The organism is Halorussus amylolyticus, from assembly GCF_004143485.2.
Classification (GTDB): domain Archaea; phylum Halobacteriota; class Halobacteria; order Halobacteriales; family Haladaptataceae; genus Halorussus; species Halorussus amylolyticus.
The window spans coordinates 37698-55518 of sequence record NZ_ML974134.1; the positions used below are offsets into that span (position 1 = coordinate 37698).

General features: G+C 65.8%; 19 protein-coding genes. 8 read left to right on the plus strand and 11 right to left on the minus strand.

Translation table 11 applies throughout. The features are described 5' to 3' along the window. Positions 1-15: 15 nt before the first annotated feature. The 3 genes from EKH81_RS11020 to lonB form a co-directional block, all read right to left on the minus strand. Positions 16-495: a hypothetical protein gene (locus EKH81_RS11020; RefSeq protein WP_162224603.1), complete on the minus strand. Its 480-nt coding sequence runs from the start codon at positions 493-495 to the stop codon at positions 16-18. Between the two features lie 111 nt (positions 496-606). Next, positions 607-804 (minus strand): hypothetical protein, encoded by a 198-nt coding sequence (locus tag EKH81_RS11025; RefSeq protein WP_132057512.1) that lies wholly within the window; start codon positions 802-804, stop codon positions 607-609. 130 nt (positions 805-934) lie between these two features. Then, positions 935-3001, minus strand: coding sequence for an ATP-dependent protease LonB (gene lonB / locus EKH81_RS11030; protein ID WP_132057513.1), 2067 nt, complete (start codon positions 2999-3001; stop codon positions 935-937). Positions 3002-3171: 170 nt separating this feature from the next. Here lonB and EKH81_RS11035 point away from each other — a divergent pair, with 170 nt between their 5' ends. The 3 genes from EKH81_RS11035 to EKH81_RS11045 all read left to right on the plus strand — a co-directional run bounded on the left by EKH81_RS11035 (position 3172) and on the right by EKH81_RS11045 (position 5663). After that, positions 3172-3690, plus strand: a complete 519-nt coding sequence (locus EKH81_RS11035) for a nicotinamide-nucleotide adenylyltransferase (RefSeq protein WP_132057514.1) — start codon at positions 3172-3174, stop codon at positions 3688-3690. A gap of 543 nt (positions 3691-4233) precedes the next feature. After that, positions 4234-5052, plus strand: coding sequence for an SAM hydrolase/SAM-dependent halogenase family protein (locus EKH81_RS11040; RefSeq protein ID WP_132057515.1), 819 nt, complete (start codon positions 4234-4236; stop codon positions 5050-5052). A gap of 26 nt (positions 5053-5078) precedes the next feature. After that, positions 5079-5663, plus strand: coding sequence for a trimeric intracellular cation channel family protein (locus EKH81_RS11045; protein ID WP_132057762.1), 585 nt, complete (start codon positions 5079-5081; stop codon positions 5661-5663). A gap of 167 nt (positions 5664-5830) precedes the next feature. Here EKH81_RS11045 and EKH81_RS11050 read toward each other — a convergent pair whose 3' ends face one another. Next, positions 5831-6109: a DUF7520 family protein gene (locus tag EKH81_RS11050; protein ID WP_132057516.1), complete on the minus strand. Its 279-nt coding sequence runs from the start codon at positions 6107-6109 to the stop codon at positions 5831-5833. 82 nt (positions 6110-6191) lie between these two features. After that, positions 6192-7013, minus strand: a complete 822-nt coding sequence (gene pyrF, locus EKH81_RS11055) for an orotidine-5'-phosphate decarboxylase (protein ID WP_132057517.1) — start codon at positions 7011-7013, stop codon at positions 6192-6194. A 226-nt stretch (positions 7014-7239) separates the two neighbouring features. Here pyrF and lrpA1 point away from each other — a divergent pair, with 226 nt between their 5' ends. Further along, on the plus strand, positions 7240-7668 hold the full coding sequence (lrpA1, locus tag EKH81_RS11060) for an HTH-type transcriptional regulator LrpA1 (protein ID WP_132057518.1): 429 nt from the start codon (positions 7240-7242) through the stop codon (positions 7666-7668). Between the two features lie 299 nt (positions 7669-7967). Here the strand turns inward: lrpA1 and EKH81_RS11065 are convergent, their stop codons facing one another. Continuing rightward, complete coding sequence (locus tag EKH81_RS11065) at positions 7968-9125, minus strand: pyridoxal phosphate-dependent aminotransferase (RefSeq protein WP_132057519.1); 1158 nt, start codon at positions 9123-9125, stop codon at positions 7968-7970. A gap of 134 nt (positions 9126-9259) precedes the next feature. On the opposite strand from EKH81_RS11065, the gene EKH81_RS11070 reads away from it, so the two are divergent. After that, the gene (locus tag EKH81_RS11070; protein WP_132057520.1) at positions 9260-9745 is read left to right on the plus strand and encodes an SRPBCC family protein; all 486 of its coding nucleotides are present in this window, start codon (positions 9260-9262) and stop codon (positions 9743-9745) included. Here EKH81_RS11070 and EKH81_RS11075 read toward each other — a convergent pair whose 3' ends face one another. Beyond that, complete coding sequence (locus EKH81_RS11075; RefSeq protein ID WP_132057521.1) at positions 9746-10987, minus strand: tripartite tricarboxylate transporter permease; 1242 nt, start codon at positions 10985-10987, stop codon at positions 9746-9748. A 106-nt stretch (positions 10988-11093) separates the two neighbouring features. Between EKH81_RS11075 and EKH81_RS11080 the strand changes: the two genes are divergently transcribed. Next, positions 11094-12215 carry a C45 family autoproteolytic acyltransferase/hydrolase gene (locus EKH81_RS11080; RefSeq protein ID WP_162224604.1) on the plus strand — a complete coding sequence of 374 codons (1122 nt, stop codon included), beginning with the start codon at positions 11094-11096 and terminating at the stop codon, positions 12213-12215. A 232-nt stretch (positions 12216-12447) separates the two neighbouring features. Here EKH81_RS11080 and rpl12p read toward each other — a convergent pair whose 3' ends face one another. The 4 genes from rpl12p to EKH81_RS11100 all read right to left on the minus strand — a co-directional run bounded on the left by rpl12p (position 12448) and on the right by EKH81_RS11100 (position 15366). Beyond that, positions 12448-12780: a 50S ribosomal protein P1 gene (rpl12p, locus tag EKH81_RS11085; protein ID WP_132057523.1), complete on the minus strand. Its 333-nt coding sequence runs from the start codon at positions 12778-12780 to the stop codon at positions 12448-12450. A gap of 21 nt (positions 12781-12801) precedes the next feature. Then, positions 12802-13842: a 50S ribosomal protein L10 gene (locus EKH81_RS11090; protein WP_132057524.1), complete on the minus strand. Its 1041-nt coding sequence runs from the start codon at positions 13840-13842 to the stop codon at positions 12802-12804. Position 13843: 1 nt separating this feature from the next. After that, positions 13844-14482 carry a 50S ribosomal protein L1 gene (locus tag EKH81_RS11095; RefSeq protein ID WP_132057525.1) on the minus strand — a complete coding sequence of 213 codons (639 nt, stop codon included), beginning with the start codon at positions 14480-14482 and terminating at the stop codon, positions 13844-13846. Positions 14483-14874: 392 nt separating this feature from the next. After that, positions 14875-15366, minus strand: a complete 492-nt coding sequence (locus EKH81_RS11100) for a 50S ribosomal protein L11 (protein ID WP_132057526.1) — start codon at positions 15364-15366, stop codon at positions 14875-14877. Between the two features lie 165 nt (positions 15367-15531). Between EKH81_RS11100 and EKH81_RS11105 the strand changes: the two genes are divergently transcribed. Continuing rightward, positions 15532-16641: an OBG GTPase family GTP-binding protein gene (locus EKH81_RS11105; protein ID WP_132057527.1), complete on the plus strand. Its 1110-nt coding sequence runs from the start codon at positions 15532-15534 to the stop codon at positions 16639-16641. 1 nt (position 16642) lies between these two features. Next, entirely contained in the window at positions 16643-17062 is a 420-nt protein-coding gene (locus EKH81_RS11110; RefSeq protein WP_132057528.1) for a TIGR04206 family protein, read from the plus strand. The last annotated feature ends 759 nt before the right edge of the window (positions 17063-17821 follow it).

Below are 17821 nucleotides of genomic sequence, written 5' to 3' on the forward strand. Positions count from 1 at the left end.
CCCACCCCCCGGGGGTTATTGGGCGGGGGCGGGGCCGTCCCCGGGGGCCCCGCCCGCGACCGTCTCGGGGTCGAGTGGCGTCTCGGGAAACGCGGGGTTCTCGCTCCACACGTCGCGCTCGAAGTGGTGAATCGCGGGGTCGTCGGGCGGGCCGCCGTAGGCGACCCGCTGGCCGCCCGGCGGAAGGTGATAGCCTCCGATGTCGTCGCGGGGGGCGACCGCGACGCGCGCGTCGCGGTCGCCCGACTCCCCGAATTCGGTTCGAGCGCCGAGCAGGGCCGCCCCGAGCAGGGCGAAAATCGCTTCCGGCGCGGGGTCGTCGGCGACCGCGACGGTCGCGTCCTCGTGGACGCCCACCCGCCGAAAGAAGTTGCCCGTCTTCCACGCGGTCGTGCAGAATCGGTGGTAGTCGTAGGCCCGATTTCCGCGCGGAGCGACGAGCGCGGGGTCGTCGCCTCTGCGCTCGCGCGCCACGAGGTCGCCGAGAGTTTCCATGCCCGGCGGTTGGGGCGCCGGGAGAAAAGTCTCGCCGATTCGTTCCGGTCGGTCGCGTCGCTCACCTTCGGCTACGCGGCGTTGCACGCGGCAAAAAGCGGCGGACTCGGCTCAGTTCGCGGGGACCGATTCGGCGACCTGCTCGGCTTCGTCGTCCTCTCCGCCCGACAGCAGCGTGCTGACCGCGACCGAGAGACCGGTCACGACGCCGATTTTCGTGCTAAACCGTTCACCACCGACCGCGCGGACGGCGAGCGTTGCGACGACGAACGCGACGATACCGCTTACGAGGCTCTTTTTGAAACCCATGTTCGATACTACGACACGTCACCTAAAAGAGGTACCGACGTTTCCCGGCGCGTGAGAGTGGCTGACGGGGGCGGTAGCTCGCCGGTCGAAAGAACTGAAAAATCCGCGACTCGATTGTCGCGAAGTGCGCTTACTGCGGGCTGGGACTGCCGGTGCCCGACCGACCGACCTGCCGTTCGAGGGCGGAGCCGGTGATGTTCTTGAGGCGGTCGACGAGCCCGTCCTTCTCGGGTTCGCCCGCGAGGGCGACTTCGAGGACTTCGCTGATGTGGCTGACGGGGATGATTTCGATTTGCTCCTCGTACTCGGCCTCTATCATCACGTCGTCCTCGTTGGCCTTCGGGATGATGACCCGGTCGAGACCCGCCTTCGCGGCGGCCTCGATTTTGTGGGTCACGCCGCCGACCGGGAGCACGTCGCCCCGGACCGACAGCGACCCCGTCATCGCGAGGTCCTGCTCGACCGAGATTTCTTCGAGTGCGGAGATGACCGCCGCGGCCACCGTAATCGACGCCGAATCGCCGTCCACGCCCTGCTGGCCCGCCTGGACGAACTGGATGTGAACGTCCTTCTGGGAGATGTCCTCGTCGGAGAACTTCTTGATGATAGCCGAGACGTTCTGGACGGACTCCTCGGCCATCTCCTTGAGCTGTCCGGTCGCGATGACGTTGCCCGGCCCCTGCGAGGGCGTGACTTCCGCCATCACGGGCAGGACGATACCCGAGTCTTCGCCCATGACCGCGAGACCGTTGACCCGACCGACGACGTCGCCTTGGTTGACGGTGAGTTCGTAGTCCTTGCGGCGCTCGATGTACTCGTCGGCGACCTGCTGTTCGATGGAGCGACTCCGGCGCTTGGCCTGAAGCACGTCCTTGCGCTCGGTCTGGGGTTTGTCCGCGGCGCGGGCGATGTCGCCCGCGACCCGGACGAGTCCGCCGAGGTCCCGAAGCTTGAGCGTGAGGTGGTCCTTCCGGCCCGACCGGCGCTGGGCTTCGAGGATGACCTCCTCGACCGCTTCCTGCGAGAAGTGGGGCAGGCGGCCGTCCTTCTCGACTTCTTGGGCGATGAACCGGGTGTACTTCCGGCGCATCTCGGCGGTGTCCTCGATGGTGTCGTCCATGTACACCTCGTACCCGTAGCCCTTGATGCGCGAGCGGAGCGCGGGGTGCATGTTCTCCATCGCGTCCATGTTCCCGGCCGCAATCATGATGAAGTCACACGGGACGGGTTCGGTCTGGACCATCGCGCCCGAGGAGCGCTCGGACTGGCCCGTAATCGAGAACTCGCCCTCCTGAATCGCGGTCATCAGCTTCTGCTGGGTTCGGATGTCGAGCGTGTTGATTTCGTCCACGAACAGCACGCCCTTGTTGGCCTTGTGGATGGCCCCCGGTTCGACGCGGTCGTGGCTCGGGGTCTCCATCCCGCCGGACTGGAACGGGTCGTGGCGCACGTCGCCGAGCAGCGCGCCCGCGTGGGCACCCGTGGCGTCCTCGAACGGCGCGGTGGTCTGGTCGGCGGCGTTGACCAGCAGATTCGGAATCATCGCGTCGCTTCCCCGCGACCCGTAGCGGAACGCGAGGTAGACGACGGCGGCCGCGACGATTCCCAGCAGCGGTCGCCCCGCGATGAGGAGCGCGTACCCCACCACGACGGCGATGATGACCCACATCAGGAACGACCGCATCTGATTGCGCTTGCGGGCCTCTTCTTTGTGCGCGTCGATTATCTGTTCGCCCTTTCCTGCGGGGACGGTTCGAACCTTCGGCTCGTTGCCGTCGTCCGGGTTGTGGTAGACCAGCACGTCCTGCAAGTCCTCTTTCGGCAGCAGCTCGCTCATCGCCTTTGCGAGCATCGACTTGCCCGTGCCGGGCGTGCCAATCATCATCACGTGACGGCGCTGTTTCGCCGCCTTCTGGACGACGTCGCGTGCGTGGTCCTGTCCGATGACTTGGTCCACCAGTCGGTCCGGAATCTCGATTTCGTCGGTCGTCTCGATGTCCAAGCCGCCGAGCAGGTCGCCCTCGGCGACCTCCTCGTCTACGATGTCGGGTGCGACATCGGTACCGAGGTCTTCGAACTCCGAGCCCCCCTGCTCGCGGGTCTGCTCCTCCTCGTGGGTTTGCTCCTGCTCGCGGGTCTGCTCCCGTTCGCGGGCTTTCTCCCTCGACGGAGCGTCGGTATCGGTATCGTTACTCATAGAACTGTCCTGTACGTATCCGAATGGAGGGCAGGAGAACTGATATACTTTCTCCCTCCGACTTTGCGGAGCCGTGTGGCTTCATTCGCCCTGAGACGCCCCGAAACGAGTGTTTCGGCCGAATACCGCGACTCGCCACCCTTATAAAACCTCCCCGCGCAACGTCACGTATGACCCGCGGGTTCTACATCGGGCGGTTCCAACCCTACCACAACGGCCACCACAACGTGGTCCAGAGCATCGCCGAGGACGTGGACGAACTCGTCCTCGGCATCGGGAGCGCCGGGGACTCACACAGCCAGCACGACCCGTTCACGGCGGGCGAGCGCATCATGATGATAACCAAGTCGCTGGTCGATTCGGACCTCGTGACCTACGCAGTTCCCATCGAGGACCTGGACCGAAACTCGGTCTGGGTCAGCCACGTCCAGAGCATGAGTCCGGACTTCGACGTGGCGTACTCCAACAACCCCCTCGTCATCCAACTGTTCAAGGAGGCGGGCGTCGAGGTTCACCAATCCCCGATGTTCAACCGCCACGTCTTGGAGGGGACCGAGGTCCGCGAGCGCATGATAGACGGCAAAGACTGGGAGCGCCTCGTCCCCGACCCGGTGGTGGACGTAATCGGGGAAATCGACGGCATCGAGCGCATCCAGCGCGTGAGCGACTCGGACAGCAACGGGGAGTAGACGGGGTTCGTAGGGGCACCGACCAGTGAACTCGGCGCGCGAGAAACGCGCGAGGGACGACTGAGCGACCGGAGGGAGTGAGGGAGTCGGCTGGGGAGGACGTGGCCGTCGCGGTTGCGGTGCGGTTCTTCTAGGTGACGTGTGAGCAGGACGCTTCTGTGTCGTCTACAATCTATAACCTTACATTCACCATCAGAGCGTCCTGCTCACACTCCACAAATGAGAAACCGCGACGGCCACACCCTCCCCAACCGACTGCGGTCCTCGGTCGTCGCTCCGCTTCTCCCTGCGGTCCTCATCCCTCGCGCGAAGAAGGCGGGACGCCAAACTGCGGCGTCCCGCCAGCACGCGCCGGAAGACGAGCCGCGTCTTCCGAGCCTGCGCTCGCACCGTCGGACCACGGTCCGACGAGCCTGCACTCGCTTCGCTCGCGCAGACGCTGAGTGGGTTGTTCCACCGGTTGGGATGAGTCGAACGTTTCCCGAAGCACTACCCCCGGATTCGAACTCAACCTTTTACACGAAGTCGTACCAACGCTCGCCCATGATAACGCTCGCCTCGGACTTCGGGACGCCCTACCCCGCCGCGATGAAGGGCGTGATACTCCAGCGAACCGACGCCCGACTCGTGGACGTCGCTCACGACTTCCCCCGCCAAGACGTGCGAACCGCGGCGTTCTGGCTCCGGGAGGTCCTGCCGTACTTCCCGCCCGCCGTCCACCTCGTCGTGGTGGACCCCGGCGTGGGAACCGACCGCGCCGCGCTCGCGGTTCGGGCGGGCGACCACGCGCTCGTCGGCCCCGACAACGGGGTTCTGCTCCCGGCGGCCCGCGCGCTGGCGTCGCCCGCAGACGCGGGCGACGCCAGCGCGACGGATACGAGCGCGACTGATGCCGAAATCGAGGTGTTCGAAGTCGAGTACGAGGACGCGGAAACTGCGAGCACCACCTTCCACGGCCGGGACGTGTTCGCGCCCGCGGCGGCCGACGTTCACGAGGCGGGCGTCGAGTCGCTCGAAGAATTGGACCGCGTCGTTCCGCGACAAGACTTCGCGGACCTCCGATTTCCGGCCCCCGACCTCGACGCCGAAACCGAGGAGAACTCCGCAATCGGCGAAGTCCTCGTGGTCGATGGCTTCGGAAACGTCGTCACGAATCTCCCCGGCGACCTGCTCGCGGGCCGCGAGCAGGTCGCCGTGAACGGAGAGAGAAGTCCGGTCGCTCGCGCCTACGCGGCGGTCGAACCCGGCGACCGCCTCGTCACGGTCGGGAGCCACGGCAACGTCGAACTCGCGGTGAATCGGGGCCGGGGCGACGAGGCGTTCGGCCTCTCGGTCGGCGACGAAGTCCGGGTGACGTGGTAACCGTGGAAATCGACGCCTTCGGGGTGATGAACGTCGTCGGCCTGCTCGCGTTCGCGGTCGTCGGGTCGCTCCGGGCCATCGACGCCGACTTCGACGTGCTCGGGGTCGCAGTCTTGGGCGTGATGACCGCGCTCGGCGGCGGCGTCACCCGCGACCTGCTGGTGAACACCGTGCCGGTGGCGCTCCGCTCGACGACCGACGTGAGCGTCGCGCTACTCGGCGTCGTCGCGGGAATCGCGCTCGCACACCTCGGCGACGACCTGACCGACCACTCCGTGGTGCTGCTGCCCGACGCGGTCGGTCTCGCGGCGTTCGCGACGACCGGGGCGCTGGTCGCGGCAGACGCCGGACTCACGGCGTTCGGCGTGGTCACGCTCGCCACCATCACCGGGGTCGGCGGCGGACTGGTGAGCGACATCCTCCTCCAACAGGTCCCGTTCGTCCTCGTGGAGGACTTCTACGCGACCTGCGCGATACTCGGCGGCGTCGTGTTCTGGGCGGTGACTGCGGCGGGCGTCGGCGACGGAATCGGAGCGGGAGTGTGCGCCGCATTCGTGTTCGTCCTCCGTCTGCTTGCGATTCGCTACGAGTGGGAACTCCCGACCGTCTGATAGTGATTGCTGTGCGTATTTTCAGCACTTCCCAGAAATTCTATGTATCGAGGGCCGAATCCGTCGAGCCGTGACTGCCTCCCGGTAGGGAGTCACAGCAATCACTATGAGTTTGACGCGACGCGAGGCGGTACCTCGGACGTGCCGAAGACCGGGTGAAAAAACGACTATCGCTCGGCGTCGGGGTTGCGTTCGGCGTCGCGTCGGGCGGCCACCGTCACGAGACCGAACAGAAGTGCGAGGACCCCCGCGGTCGCCGCCATCCCGAACGCCGCCATCGAGACGGGCGTCATCTCGAACAGGACGACGCCCGCGATTTCCATCGGCACCTCGCGCTCCTGTCCGCTCGCGCCCACGACCGCGCCGAGCAGTCCCGCGAGCGCGACCACGACCACCGCCGCGCCCGCGAGGAAGGGTCGGCCCGAGACTTCCGATGCCTGAGTCACGGTCAGTCGTTGGCGCTCGTCCCGATTAGTGCTATCGGTACGGGGTCGGGCGCTCTCTCGGCGATAGGCGTTCAGTCATCCCTCACCGGTACTCGTTCAGTCGAGCTTTCAGGTCGGCGGCCGCTTCGCCCGCCGCCTCGTCGAAGTCTAAGTCCGAGTCCTCGCCCGCAAAAATGATGCCTCGCGTGGAGTTGACGAGTCCCGCGCCGCTCGTGTCCCCCGCCGGGGTCGCCGCGGTCGCATATCTCGCGGCGGCTTCGGTGTCGCCGCCCTGTGCGCCGACCCCGGGCACGAGGAACGGGAGGTCGGGAACGCGCTCGCGGACCGCCCGGAGTTCGTCAGGCGTGGTCGCGCCGACGACGAGACCCACGTTGTCGTTGTCGTTCCACTCGCTCGCGAGGTCGGCGACTCGCTCGTAGACCAGTTGACCGGAGGCGAGTTCGAGGTTCTGCACGTCCGCGCCGCCGGGGTTCGAGGTGCGACAGAGGAGGAAACAGCCAGCGTCCTCGCGGTCGAGAAACGGCGCGAGCGAGTCCCGGCCGAGGAAGGGGTTGAGTGTGATGGCGTCCACCCGGTCGAGAATCTTCGCGTACTGTCGCGAGGTGTTTCCGATGTCGGCGCGCTTGGCGTCGAGCAGGACCGGAACGCCCTGTTCTCGGGCGTACGCCACCGTCTTCTCCAAGGCGTGCCAGCCGTCGGGGTCCTCGTAGAACGCGGCGTTGGGCTTGAATACGGCGGCGTGCTCGGCGGTCGCGTCGATGATTCGGCGATTGAACGCCCATCGCGGGAGGTCGGCGGCGGCGACTTCGTCGGGAAGGCGGTCGGTGTCGGGGTCGAGACCCACCGAGACGATGCTGTCGATATCGGCGATGCGGTCGGCGAGCCGGCCGAAGAACGCGGTCATCAGCGTAACTTCTGCCACCGCGGATACAAAGCTTGCGTCACGCGACGCGGCGACGTAGTCGGAGGGGACGGGACGACCCCTCCCGAGCGTGACGAGTCGCTTTCGAATCGGTTTCCAACACGGGGGCGAGCGCGGTTCGTCCCGAGACGTGTCACCTCATTCGGACACGTGCAAACCGTTTTCCGATTCGGAAGGTATTTTTTCCCGTATCGTAAATACTCTCCCAATGAGCACCCAATCGACACAGGACAGGATTCTCGCGGTCCTCGAACAGGACGCCCAGGCGTCCTACGCCGAGATTGCCGACCGGGCGAACGTCTCGAAGCCCACGGTCCGGAAGTACATCGACAAACTCGAAGACGAGGGCGTCATCGTCGGCTACTCCGCCGAGGTCGACCCGAAGAAGCTGTCGAGTCAGAGCATCGCGCTGGTCGGCATGGACGTGGCGAGCGAGCAGTACGTCGAGGCCACGCGCGCGCTCAAGGACTTAGACGACATCGAGACGCTGTACACGTCGAGCGGCGACCACATGCTGATGGCCGAGGTCCGCGCCGAGGACGGCGACGCGGTCGGCGAGGTCATCAGCGAGAAGATACTCGAAATCGAGGGCGTGACCGCGGCTCACCCGTCGTTTCTCCAGGAACGCCTGAAGTGACGAGTAGGGGATGGAGGGGTCGTTCGGAGGGTCAGATTAGGAGTCTCGAACGCTCTCGGTCGTACTCTCTTCTGTCGTACTAGACGATCACTTTCATATCGAGACGCTAGCTACTACTTGAGCCAAGGAAAGACCGCACAGCACCGCGACCGCAGGCCTCACACCTCCCCAGCCTCCTGCGTTGCTCGGCCTTCGGCCTGCGCTACTCGTCCCTCGCGCGCCTTGGCGCGGCGCAACACAGCCGCGCCGCGCCAGCACGCGCCGTGTGGACGCCGAACATATCGCTACGTGGTGGATGGTCAGTCGGCGGCCGAAAGCTCGACGCGCTCTAAAGCGCGCTGAATCCGGTCGGAGGCCTCGCGCAACTGCGCTTCGCTGTTGGCGTACGACACTCGGAGGGAGTCGGCGGCGTTCGCACCGAAGTCCGGGCCGGGCGTCATCGCCACGCCCGCGTCTTCGAGGAAGAAGTCGGCGGCGTCGAACGAGTCTCCCGGCAGGTGGCTCACGTCCACGAGGAGGTAGTACGCCCCGCCGGGCGTGTAGCCCAGACTCATCCCCCAGTCCTCGACCGCGTCAACGACGAAGTCCCGGCGCTCGCGGTAGGTGTCCCGGACATCCGCGAGGAAGTCGTCGCCGGATTCGAGTGCGGCGACGCCGCCCGACTGGACGAAGTTGGGCGCGCAGATGAGGGTGTTCTGCGCGATGCGATTGACGTGGCCGACGTACTCGGGCGGCGCGACCAGCCAGCCGAGTCGCCACCCGGTCATGGCGAACCGCTTCGAGAAGCCGTCGAGGACGAAGGCGTCGTCGGTGTATTCGAGAACGGTGTGGTCCTCGCCGTCGTAGGTCAGGCCGTGGTACACCTCGTCGGAGATGACCGTGGCGTCGGCGCGGTCGGCGAGCGCGACCAGCTCTTCGAGCGTCGTCCCGTCGAGGACCGCGCCGGTCGGATTCGCGGGCGAGTTCAGAAGCAGGGCCTCCGTCTCGGAATCCACCGCGCGCTCGAACGCGCTCACCTGCGGGCGGAACCCCTCGTCGGCCGGAAGCGAGACGGTCGAAATCCGGCCGCCGGTCTGGCGGACGAAGTTCGGATAGCACGCGTAGTGGGGGTCGGTGAGGACTACCTCGTCGCCGGGGTCCACGAGCGTCGAGAACGCGAGCAGGAGCGCGGGCGACGACCCGGAGGTCACGACGATGCGCTCGGGAGCCACGTCCACGCCGTACCGGCGGTCGTAGTAGTCCGAAATCGCGGCCCGGAGTTCGGGCTTTCCTTTCGAGGAGGTGTAGCCGGTCTCGCCCGCGCGGAGCGCTGCGACTGCCGCCTCGGTCACCGCTGGCGGCGTGTCGAAGTCGGGTTCGCCGACTTCGAGGTGTACAACGTCGTCCATGCGATTGGCCCGTTCGAGCACGTCCATCGCGGCGAACGGGGTGGTTCGAGTCGCGCGCTCCGAAACCATACTGGCTCCTCATGAGACGCCCGGATATAAACCCTCGATGTGGCGATTCAACTGCCCTGCGGGCTGTCATCACCCGACAATTCCCGGGACGGTGAACCACAAGGAATGGGTTGTTGGAGTCCGAATTTCCGACAATGCCGACCTATCAGCGGGAAGTCCGGGTCGAAGCGCCGCTCGACGAGGTCTGGGAGTTCCACTCCCGTATCGAGGGACTCGAACGGCTTACACCCGACTGGATGCACCTCCGAATCGAATCGGTCCGCGGGCCGGACGGCGACGAGACCGAGATGCTCGACACCGGAACCGAAATCCGGATGGCCATCCGACCGTTCGACGTCGGACCGCGCCAGCGGTGGACCTCGCGCATCACCCGTCGGGACCGGGGCCGAGAGACCGCGATGTTCGAAGACGTGATGGACGACGGGCCGTTTCCGACGTGGCGACACTCTCATCAGTTCTACGCCGCGGCCGACTCCCCGGACGAGGCCACAATCGTCAGGGACCGCGTGGAGTACGAACTCCCGATTGTGGGGGGTCTGCTCGGCCCGCTGGGATGGCTCGGATTCGAGCCGATGTTCCTCGACCGTCACCGCCGGACGAAGCGGATTCTCGAAGACTAATCACGCGCCGACCATCAGCGGCCCGAGCAACACCCCCATCAAGTGGACCCTTCGCGCGCCGAATCTCGCCGGAACCGACCCGACGAGCGTGGCGACCGCGAACACCGAGACGCCGACCCACCCCGCGAACAGCCAACTCACGCCGACCAGCAGACAGAGGACTCCGACCGAGAGCCGCGTGTTATCGACCGCGCCGACCGTCACGAGGTAGCGGTCGCCCACCACGAGGACGAGCGCGAAGCCGACGATTCCCGCGAGTCCCGCGGTGGCGAGTAGAAGCGGGAGATTCACGGGCGCGTTCGCCTCTCGAAGCGCGACCATTACGCCCGTCCGAGGCGCACCGAGCGCGGCCAGCGCGAACAGCGCGAAAATCGTGTTCGAGGTGTTGACGCCACTTGTCGCGACCACGAATCCGCGCGCGCCGGTCGAACCCGGGACGACTGCGAGCGCGAGGACCGCGGCGATGGCCGACGAGACGCCCGGCAGGTAGCCGACGACTGCGCCCGCGACAGCGCCTGCGAGCGCGGTCGCTCCGACGGCTCTCCGCGAGAACGCGATGGCGGGGTCGTCCTGCTCGGGCACGCCCGACCCCGAGAGGGCTTCGAGCAGGACCGGCGCGCCGAACAGTCCGGCGAACAGCGGCGTGAGCATCCCTCCGGCGTCGAGCGGTGCAATGGGCGAGAGGTCGAGGGTCGCGTAGCCCAAAACGGCACTTCCGAGAAAGCCCGCCGCGCCGCCGACGAGGCCCCGGACTGAGCCCTCGGTCAGCAGGAGAAACGCGGTCACGGCTCCGAGAACGATGGGGAGATGAGCGCGCACGGTCGGGTACGCGGTCGTCATCGCGTGAGTGACCGGCACCGCGAGCGGAACCGCGAAGGCGACCGCCAGTCCGCTTCCGAGCGCCGAGAGCCGTATCGCTTCCCTCCCGCGTCCGGCGATGACGAGTCGGTGGCCGGGAAGTGCGCTGACCGCCATCGCGGGGTCGGGCACGCCGAGCGCGAGCGCGGGCACCGCGTCGAGAAACGAGTGGACGACACCGGCGGCGAGCATCGCCGCACCCACGAGTCGCGGCGGACCGGGAACCGCGGGTGCGACCGACGCGAGCAACAGCGCGAGATTGTTGACGTGAAGACCGGGCGTGAGTCCGCTCGCGGTGCCGAGCGCGACGCCGCCGAGGACGAACGCGAGCGCCGTGACTGACGCGGTCGGGTCGAGCGCGAGTCGAACGCCGAGGGCCTCCATCGCGGGGAGTTGGCCCCGCCTTCGGATTTAAATGTTCGTAGCGAGACTACAGGGCACACCTTCCGCCACTCGAAGCTTTATCTCCCGGCCCGCCGCACACCACCCTATGTCCGAGTTCGAGCGCGTAGTGCTGACCGGGACGCCGTACGAGCGCGGACGCGAGCACGGCGAGCGATTCGCCGACGAAGTCGCGTCCAACGTCGAATGTTACCGCGAGCGGTTCGCCCACGAGGGGGTGGACATCGACGCGATTCGCGGGGAGGCAGAGAAGTACATCGACGTGGTCGAGCGCCAGAACTCCGAGTACGCCGAGGAGATGCGCGGAGTCGCCGACGGGAGCGACGTCCCGCTCGCCGACGTGACGATGCTCAACGTCCGGTGGGAGGTCATCTACCCCGCGTGGAAGGCGTCCGCGGAAGCGGACGCCGACGCCGAAACCGAGGAGAAACTCGGCGAGTCGCCCATCGACGGTTGCACGAGCTTCGGCGTGGCTCCGTCGGCGACCGCCGACGGGACGACCTACATGGGCCAGAACTGGGACTGGCTCGCGTCCATCGCGGACAACCTCTTTCTGATGGAACTCCGGCGGGACGACGCGCCCGACGTGCTGGCGATGACCGAGGCCGGAATCGTGGGCGGCAAAATCGGCGTCAACGAACACGGAATCGGTCTCTCCGTCAACGGTCTCATCTCGGCGGGAGACGGCCGAAACGAGTTCCGAAAGCCGTACCACGTCCGGTTCCGCGAGATTCTGAGCGCCGAGCGATACGACGACGCGCTCCGGCCGATTCTGGAGACCGACCGGGTCTGCTCGGCGAACGTCCTCGTCGGCCACGCGGAGGGCGAACTCATCGACCTCGAAGCCGCGCCCGAACACGTCAATCCGGTGTACCCCGACGACGGGGTTCTCACGCACGCGAACCACTTCGAGTCCGACGCGGTCGAGAGTCTCAACGAGAAGCGCGGGCCGAGCACGCTCTACCGGGCACCGCGCCTTTACCGGCACCTCGCGGCCGACGCGGGCGACATCGACTCGGAGACGATTCGAAGCGGGCTTCGAGACCACTTCGGCAAGCCGTCGAGCATCTGCAGTCACGTCGATGAGTCCTCGCCCGAGGTCGAACACGGCCAGACCAACGCGAGCTTCGTCATCGACCTCCAGGAGCGCCGCATTCTCGCTCACCGCGGGCCGCCCTGCGAGGGCGAGTATCACGAGTACGCGCTCTGAAACGGTCGAACCGTCCGAACCCCCTCCGAACGTTTGCATCTCCCCCGAATCTCCTTCGAACCGTCCGAATCTCCTTCGAACCGTCCGAATCTCCTTCGAATCGCCCGAATTCTCTCTCGATTGGCCAGCGACGGCGCTCGCACAGCGAGCGCCGTCGCTGGTCGGTCGGTGCGCGAACGCCGTCGCTGGCTGGATAGCGCGAAAGAAAAACTGAACTGCTGGAATCCGCGATTCAGCCGAAGAGTTCGCCGAGACCTTCGCCGCTCGCGTCGTCCTCGTCGTCGTCCTCTTCTTCCTCGGCTTCCTCTTCTTCGGCTTCCTCCTCGTCGGCTTCCTCGGCACCCTCGTCCGCGGCAGCGCCGCCAGCGGCGGCTCCGCCCGCGGGGACGGCTGCGGCCTGCTCGACGGCCTCGTCGATGTCGACGTCCTCCAGCGCGGCGACGAGCGCCTTGACGCGGGATTCCTCGACATCGACGCCAGCGGCGTCGAGCACGTTGGTGAGGTTCTCTTCGTTGATTTCTTCGCCCGATTCGTTCAGGATGAGTGCAGCGTAAACGTATTCCATTGTAGTAGTGTTGAAGTGTTGTTATCCGAACATCGCGCCGAGACCTTCCGCACCGCCCTCGTCGTCGTCATCGTCGTCTTCGTCTTCGGCTTCGGTCTCGTCGGCTTCGGATTCGGCTTCTTCGTCGCTCGATTCGTCAGTCTCCTCGGCAGTCGGCGCGGGAGCCTCGACGCCGCGAAGCTCCTCGGGGAGCGCCTCCTCGTCGTCGATTTGGGCCGCGAGCGCGCGAACCTGCGCGTCGGCCGCGCTCACGAGGTCGTCGGCGAGGTCGGGGCTCTCGATTGCGGCCTCCAGACCCAGACTCTTGGCCTCGCCGGTCGCCTTGCTGACGAGCAGGGGCGTGGTCTGGGCGGTCGGGTAGACCGCGTTGACCGAGAGATTGCGGGCGCGGGCCGCGGCGGCCTGCACGTCGGCACGGTACTCCTCGACGTCGATGGCGAGTTCGTCGGCCTCGAAGAGGACGCCGTCCGAGAACACGCCCTTGAGGTCGAGTCCGACTTCCTTCGGCTCGACGCCGAGTTCCGCGAGGACGTTCGCCACGTCGGCGGACACCTCGTCGCCTTCCTCGGCGACGACGCTGTCCTCGGTGACGTGGATGGACCCCTCCATGATGCGGGCCGCGGCACCGATGGTCTGGAGCTCGCCCACGAACGGTCCGGGGTCGACGCCCGTGTCGCCCTCGGGGATGAGGATTTCGTTGGGCGCGACTTCGCCCGCGCTGATGGGTGCGGGACTCTTCGACTCTTCGAGTTGTTTGAACAGCCCGAAGGGGTTGTCGTTGGTCGCGATGAGTCCGACTTCGCCCGAGACGTACTGGCCGAGTTCCTCGATACCCGCGTCTACCTCTTCGAGGGCGCGTTCGAGGAGCGTGTTCCGGCTGATGCGGAGTTGGGCGCTCCCGTGGAGATTGCGGCGCATCGTCTGGAGCTGGCGGCTCGGAATGCCGGTCACGTTGACGATGCCGACGCTGCTGTACCCCTCGATGAGGTCCACGAGGTCGTCGACCTCCTCCTGTTTCCACTGCGGGATGGTCTCGGTCTTGCGCTCTGCTTCGGCGGACATCTTAGGCCACCTCCACGGACGGACCCATGGTAGTTTTCACGTAGACGCTGTCGACGTTGAGCGGCCCCTTCTCCAGGTTGGAGTGGAGCCGACGAAGAATCACGTCGATGTTGTCGGCGATATCCTCGGCGGTCATGTCCTCCGCGCCGACGCGCGTGTGGAAGGTGCGCCGGTCGCCGCTCCGAAGCTGGACGACGTTCTTCATCCGGTTGATGGTTTCGACAACGTCGTCGTCGGGCTGGAGCGGTTCGGGCATCTTCCCTCGCGGGCCGAGGATGGTACCGAGGTAGCGACCGATGTCTTGCATCATCGACGCTTCGGCGATGAAGAAGTCGGTCTCGTCGGCCAGGTCCTTGGCCGCGTCGTCGTCGTCGCCGAGGTCTTCGAGTTCGTCGCCATCGAAGACTTCGTCGGCAACCTCCTCGGCGCGGAGGGCGGTCTCGCCCTCCGCGAACACGACAATCTGGGTGTCCTGTCCGGTTCCGGCCGGAAGGACGATACTTTCGTCTACGCGGTTCGACGGTTCGTTTAGATCTAGGTCGCGCAAATTGATGGCGAGGTCTACCGTTTCGCGGAAATTCCGCTCCGGGGAGTCCTCGAGCGCGCTAGATACGGCTTGCTCTATCTCCTGATCTGCCATTGTTCACCTCCGTAGTACGCAGGACGCTCCTACGGGTCAGTGAAACAGGTCACTGTCTGTTGTCGCCTCGTCGCGGGTCGCCGGGACGGCGAATCCGCGACCGAACGGCAATAGACAGTACACGCCTGTCTCGTTCCGGAGAAAAGGTCATCTGAAACTTAAACCCGTCGAAGCAATCTGAGCGCGCCGAGGGACTCCGTACCACGGTTCGCGTTGAGACGGCTTTTCGTGTTCGATTGCACTAACATCCGTCTTTCACTGTCGTCCTTCGGTGAGTCCTGCGCTTGTGCGCGCGAACAACCATAATTATCGAGTAGTGTCGTGACTGCCGAGAACACAGGAATGACTACCGACGAGAAGTCGCCTATCGACCGAAAACGGGAGAAAACGAATTACGCTGCGGCTTCCTCGACGCCGAGCACGTCGTCGTACTCGCCGGAGTCCACCTTCTCCTTGAACTCGCGGGCGTCCACGCCCTCGATGGTGACACCGAGCGAGGCGCAGGTGCCGACGACTTCCTTCGCGGCGTTCCGGGTGTCGTACGCGAGCAGGTCGGGTTTCTTCTGCTCTGCGATGGTCTTGACCTGTTCGATGGAGAGGTCGGCGACGAAATCCTTCTGGGGTTCGCCGCTTCCCGTCTCGAATCCGGCCTCGTCCTTGATGAGCGCGGCCGTCGGCGGGACGCCGATTTCGATGTCGTAGCTCCCGTCCTCTTCAACGGTGATTGTCACGGGGACCTCCGTACCGTCGAAGGCCTCGGTCTGTTCGTTGATGTCGTTGACGACATCCTGTACGTTGACCGCGGTCGGCCCGAGTTCGGGTCCGAGCGGCGGACCGGGGTCCGCCTGCCCGCCGGGAACGAGTACTTCTATCGTCTCAGCCATACCTACACGAACCCCCGCGGCAGTTTTAAGAGTTGTCTTTCGGTCGCTTCGACCGGCGGCGGAACACTCGCTTGCGGCGATTCGCCGCCGGGACGAAACGACGCCGTCGCCGACGCCCGCCCGGAAGGAAAGGGTTTTTCGGCGCGCGCGGCCGACTCACTCCTAATGGGACTGGAGGAAGAAATCGAGGCCCTCCGCGACGAAATCGCCGAGACGCCGTACAACAAGTCCACGGAGGCGCACATCGGACGGTTGAAGGCCAAACTCGCGGAGAAGAAGGAGAAACTCCAAAACCAGTCCTCGGCTGGCGGCGGCGAAGGCTACCACGTCGAGAAGCACGGCGACGCCACCGTCGCGTTCGTCGGCTTTCCGAGCGTCGGGAAGTCCACGCTCCTGAACTCGCTCACCGCCGCCGAGAGCGAGGTGGGCGACTACGAGTTCACCACGCTCAACGTCAACCCCGGCATGCTCCAGTACAACGGCGCGAACATCCAACTCCTCGACGTGCCGGGTCTCATTGAGGGCGCGGCCCAGGGTCGCGGGGGCGGCCAAGAGGTCCTCTCGGTCGTGCGCGCCGCGGACCTCGTGGTGTTCGTCCTCTCGGTGTTCGAAATCGACCAGTACGAACGTCTGCGGAAGGAACTGTACGAGAACAAGATTCGTCTCGACCAGTCCCCGCCGAGCGTGAAGATAGCGAAGAAGGGCAAGGGCGGCATCCGCGTGACTTCGAGCGTGGACTTAGACCTCCCCGAGGAAGTGGTCGGGGAAGTCCTGCGCGAACACGGCTACGTCAACGCCGACGTGACCATCCGCGAGCAGGTGGACTTAGACCGCCTCGTGGACGGCGTGATGGACAACCGCGAGTACATCCCGTCCATCGTGGCGGTCAACAAGGTGGACCTCATCGAACCCGACTACGTCGAGACGGTCAACGAGAATCTGCGCGGCCACGACATCGACCCCGAGGAGGCCATCTTCATCTCCGCCGAGAAGGAGAAGGGGCTGGACTCGCTCAAACAGACCATCTGGGAGGAACTCGGCCTGATGCGAATCTACATGGACAAGCCCGGTCGGGGCGTCGATTACGACGAACCGCTCGTCGTTCCGCGGGGGAGCACGGTCGGCGACGCCGCCCGGAACCTCGGCGGCGACCTCGAAGACCGCTTCCGGTTCGCGCGCGTCTCCGGACCGAGCGCGAAACACGACGAGCAACAGGTCGGCACCGAACACGAACTCGCCGACGAGGACGTGCTTCGGCTCATCGTCCGGAAGTGAGATGCGTCGGCTCCTCGCGCTCGCGGCGCTCGCGCTCGCTCCGTGGACCGTCTTTCCGACCGGCGATTTCGTCTTCGCGTGGGGGCTGGTGGGGACGGGTCCGATTCACGTCACGACGCTTCCGAACTACCTGTTCGTCTACACCGCGGGCCTGCCTCAGCGATTGCTCGCGTGGCCGGTCGGCGTGGTGCTGTACCTGCTCGCGGTCGGGAGCGCGCTTTTTGGGACGTTTACCGCGCGGGAGGACCGGCGCGTGACCGGCGGCCTGCTGATTCTCGCGGGCGCGAGTCACCTGTGGTTCACGCTCGGGATGTCTCGGACCGGCTTGACCGGGTTTCCGACCGGGACGCTGTTGCTGTGGACCGCGGCGTGGTGGTTCCACTGGCCGGACCTTCGTGAGACGTTTTTATCCGATGCTTGATGTGGAACTCAGTTCAGTCGGTACGAACTACAGAATACACGTCTGAGAACGCCTCGAAAGCCTCCATCCGGTCGTTTTGAATCGCGACGACAGAATAACTGCGAACAGCCAGAAAGCCCCCGCCCGGTCGCGGTCGCTCAGCGACATATTCGGCGCAAACCGCGCGCCGAATAGGGGTCGCTGAGACGACCAAGATAAACGCGACCGGGCGGCCCCTTTCAGTCCCACCCCGGTGGATTTTGCCACCGGCTGATTTCTCGGTGGACCATCCACTCGGCGTCTGTGGGAGCGAAGCGACCACAGGCTCGGAAGACGCGGTTTGTCTTCCGGCGCGTGCGGTCGCGCCCTCGTGGCGCGACACAACCGCGCGAGGGATGAGGCTTGCGAGACGCTTCGCGTCTCGCTGATCTGCGAACGCAGTTCACAGACATCGCAGGAGCGACCGAAAGGAGCGACGAGAAGCACAGTCGGTTGGGGAGGATGTGGCCTGCGGTTGCGGTGCAGTGGTCGGGTGGACTGAAAGGGGCCGGACGGTCACGCGAGTGAAGCGAGCGTGACCTCGGAAGATGCGGTTTGTCTTCCGGCGCTCGCGGGCGAAGCCCGTGGTAGTCTCTGCGGGCCAGTATTCGCGCGGGCTGTGCGGAGAGCGCGAATATCCCGCAGAGCGACCGCGAGCGTCCGGGGGCTTTCTGGGTGTTTACGTTCGAGAGAGAAGCTCACGAAATCCCATTTTTATAGTTTTCATAGTTACGTCGCGAG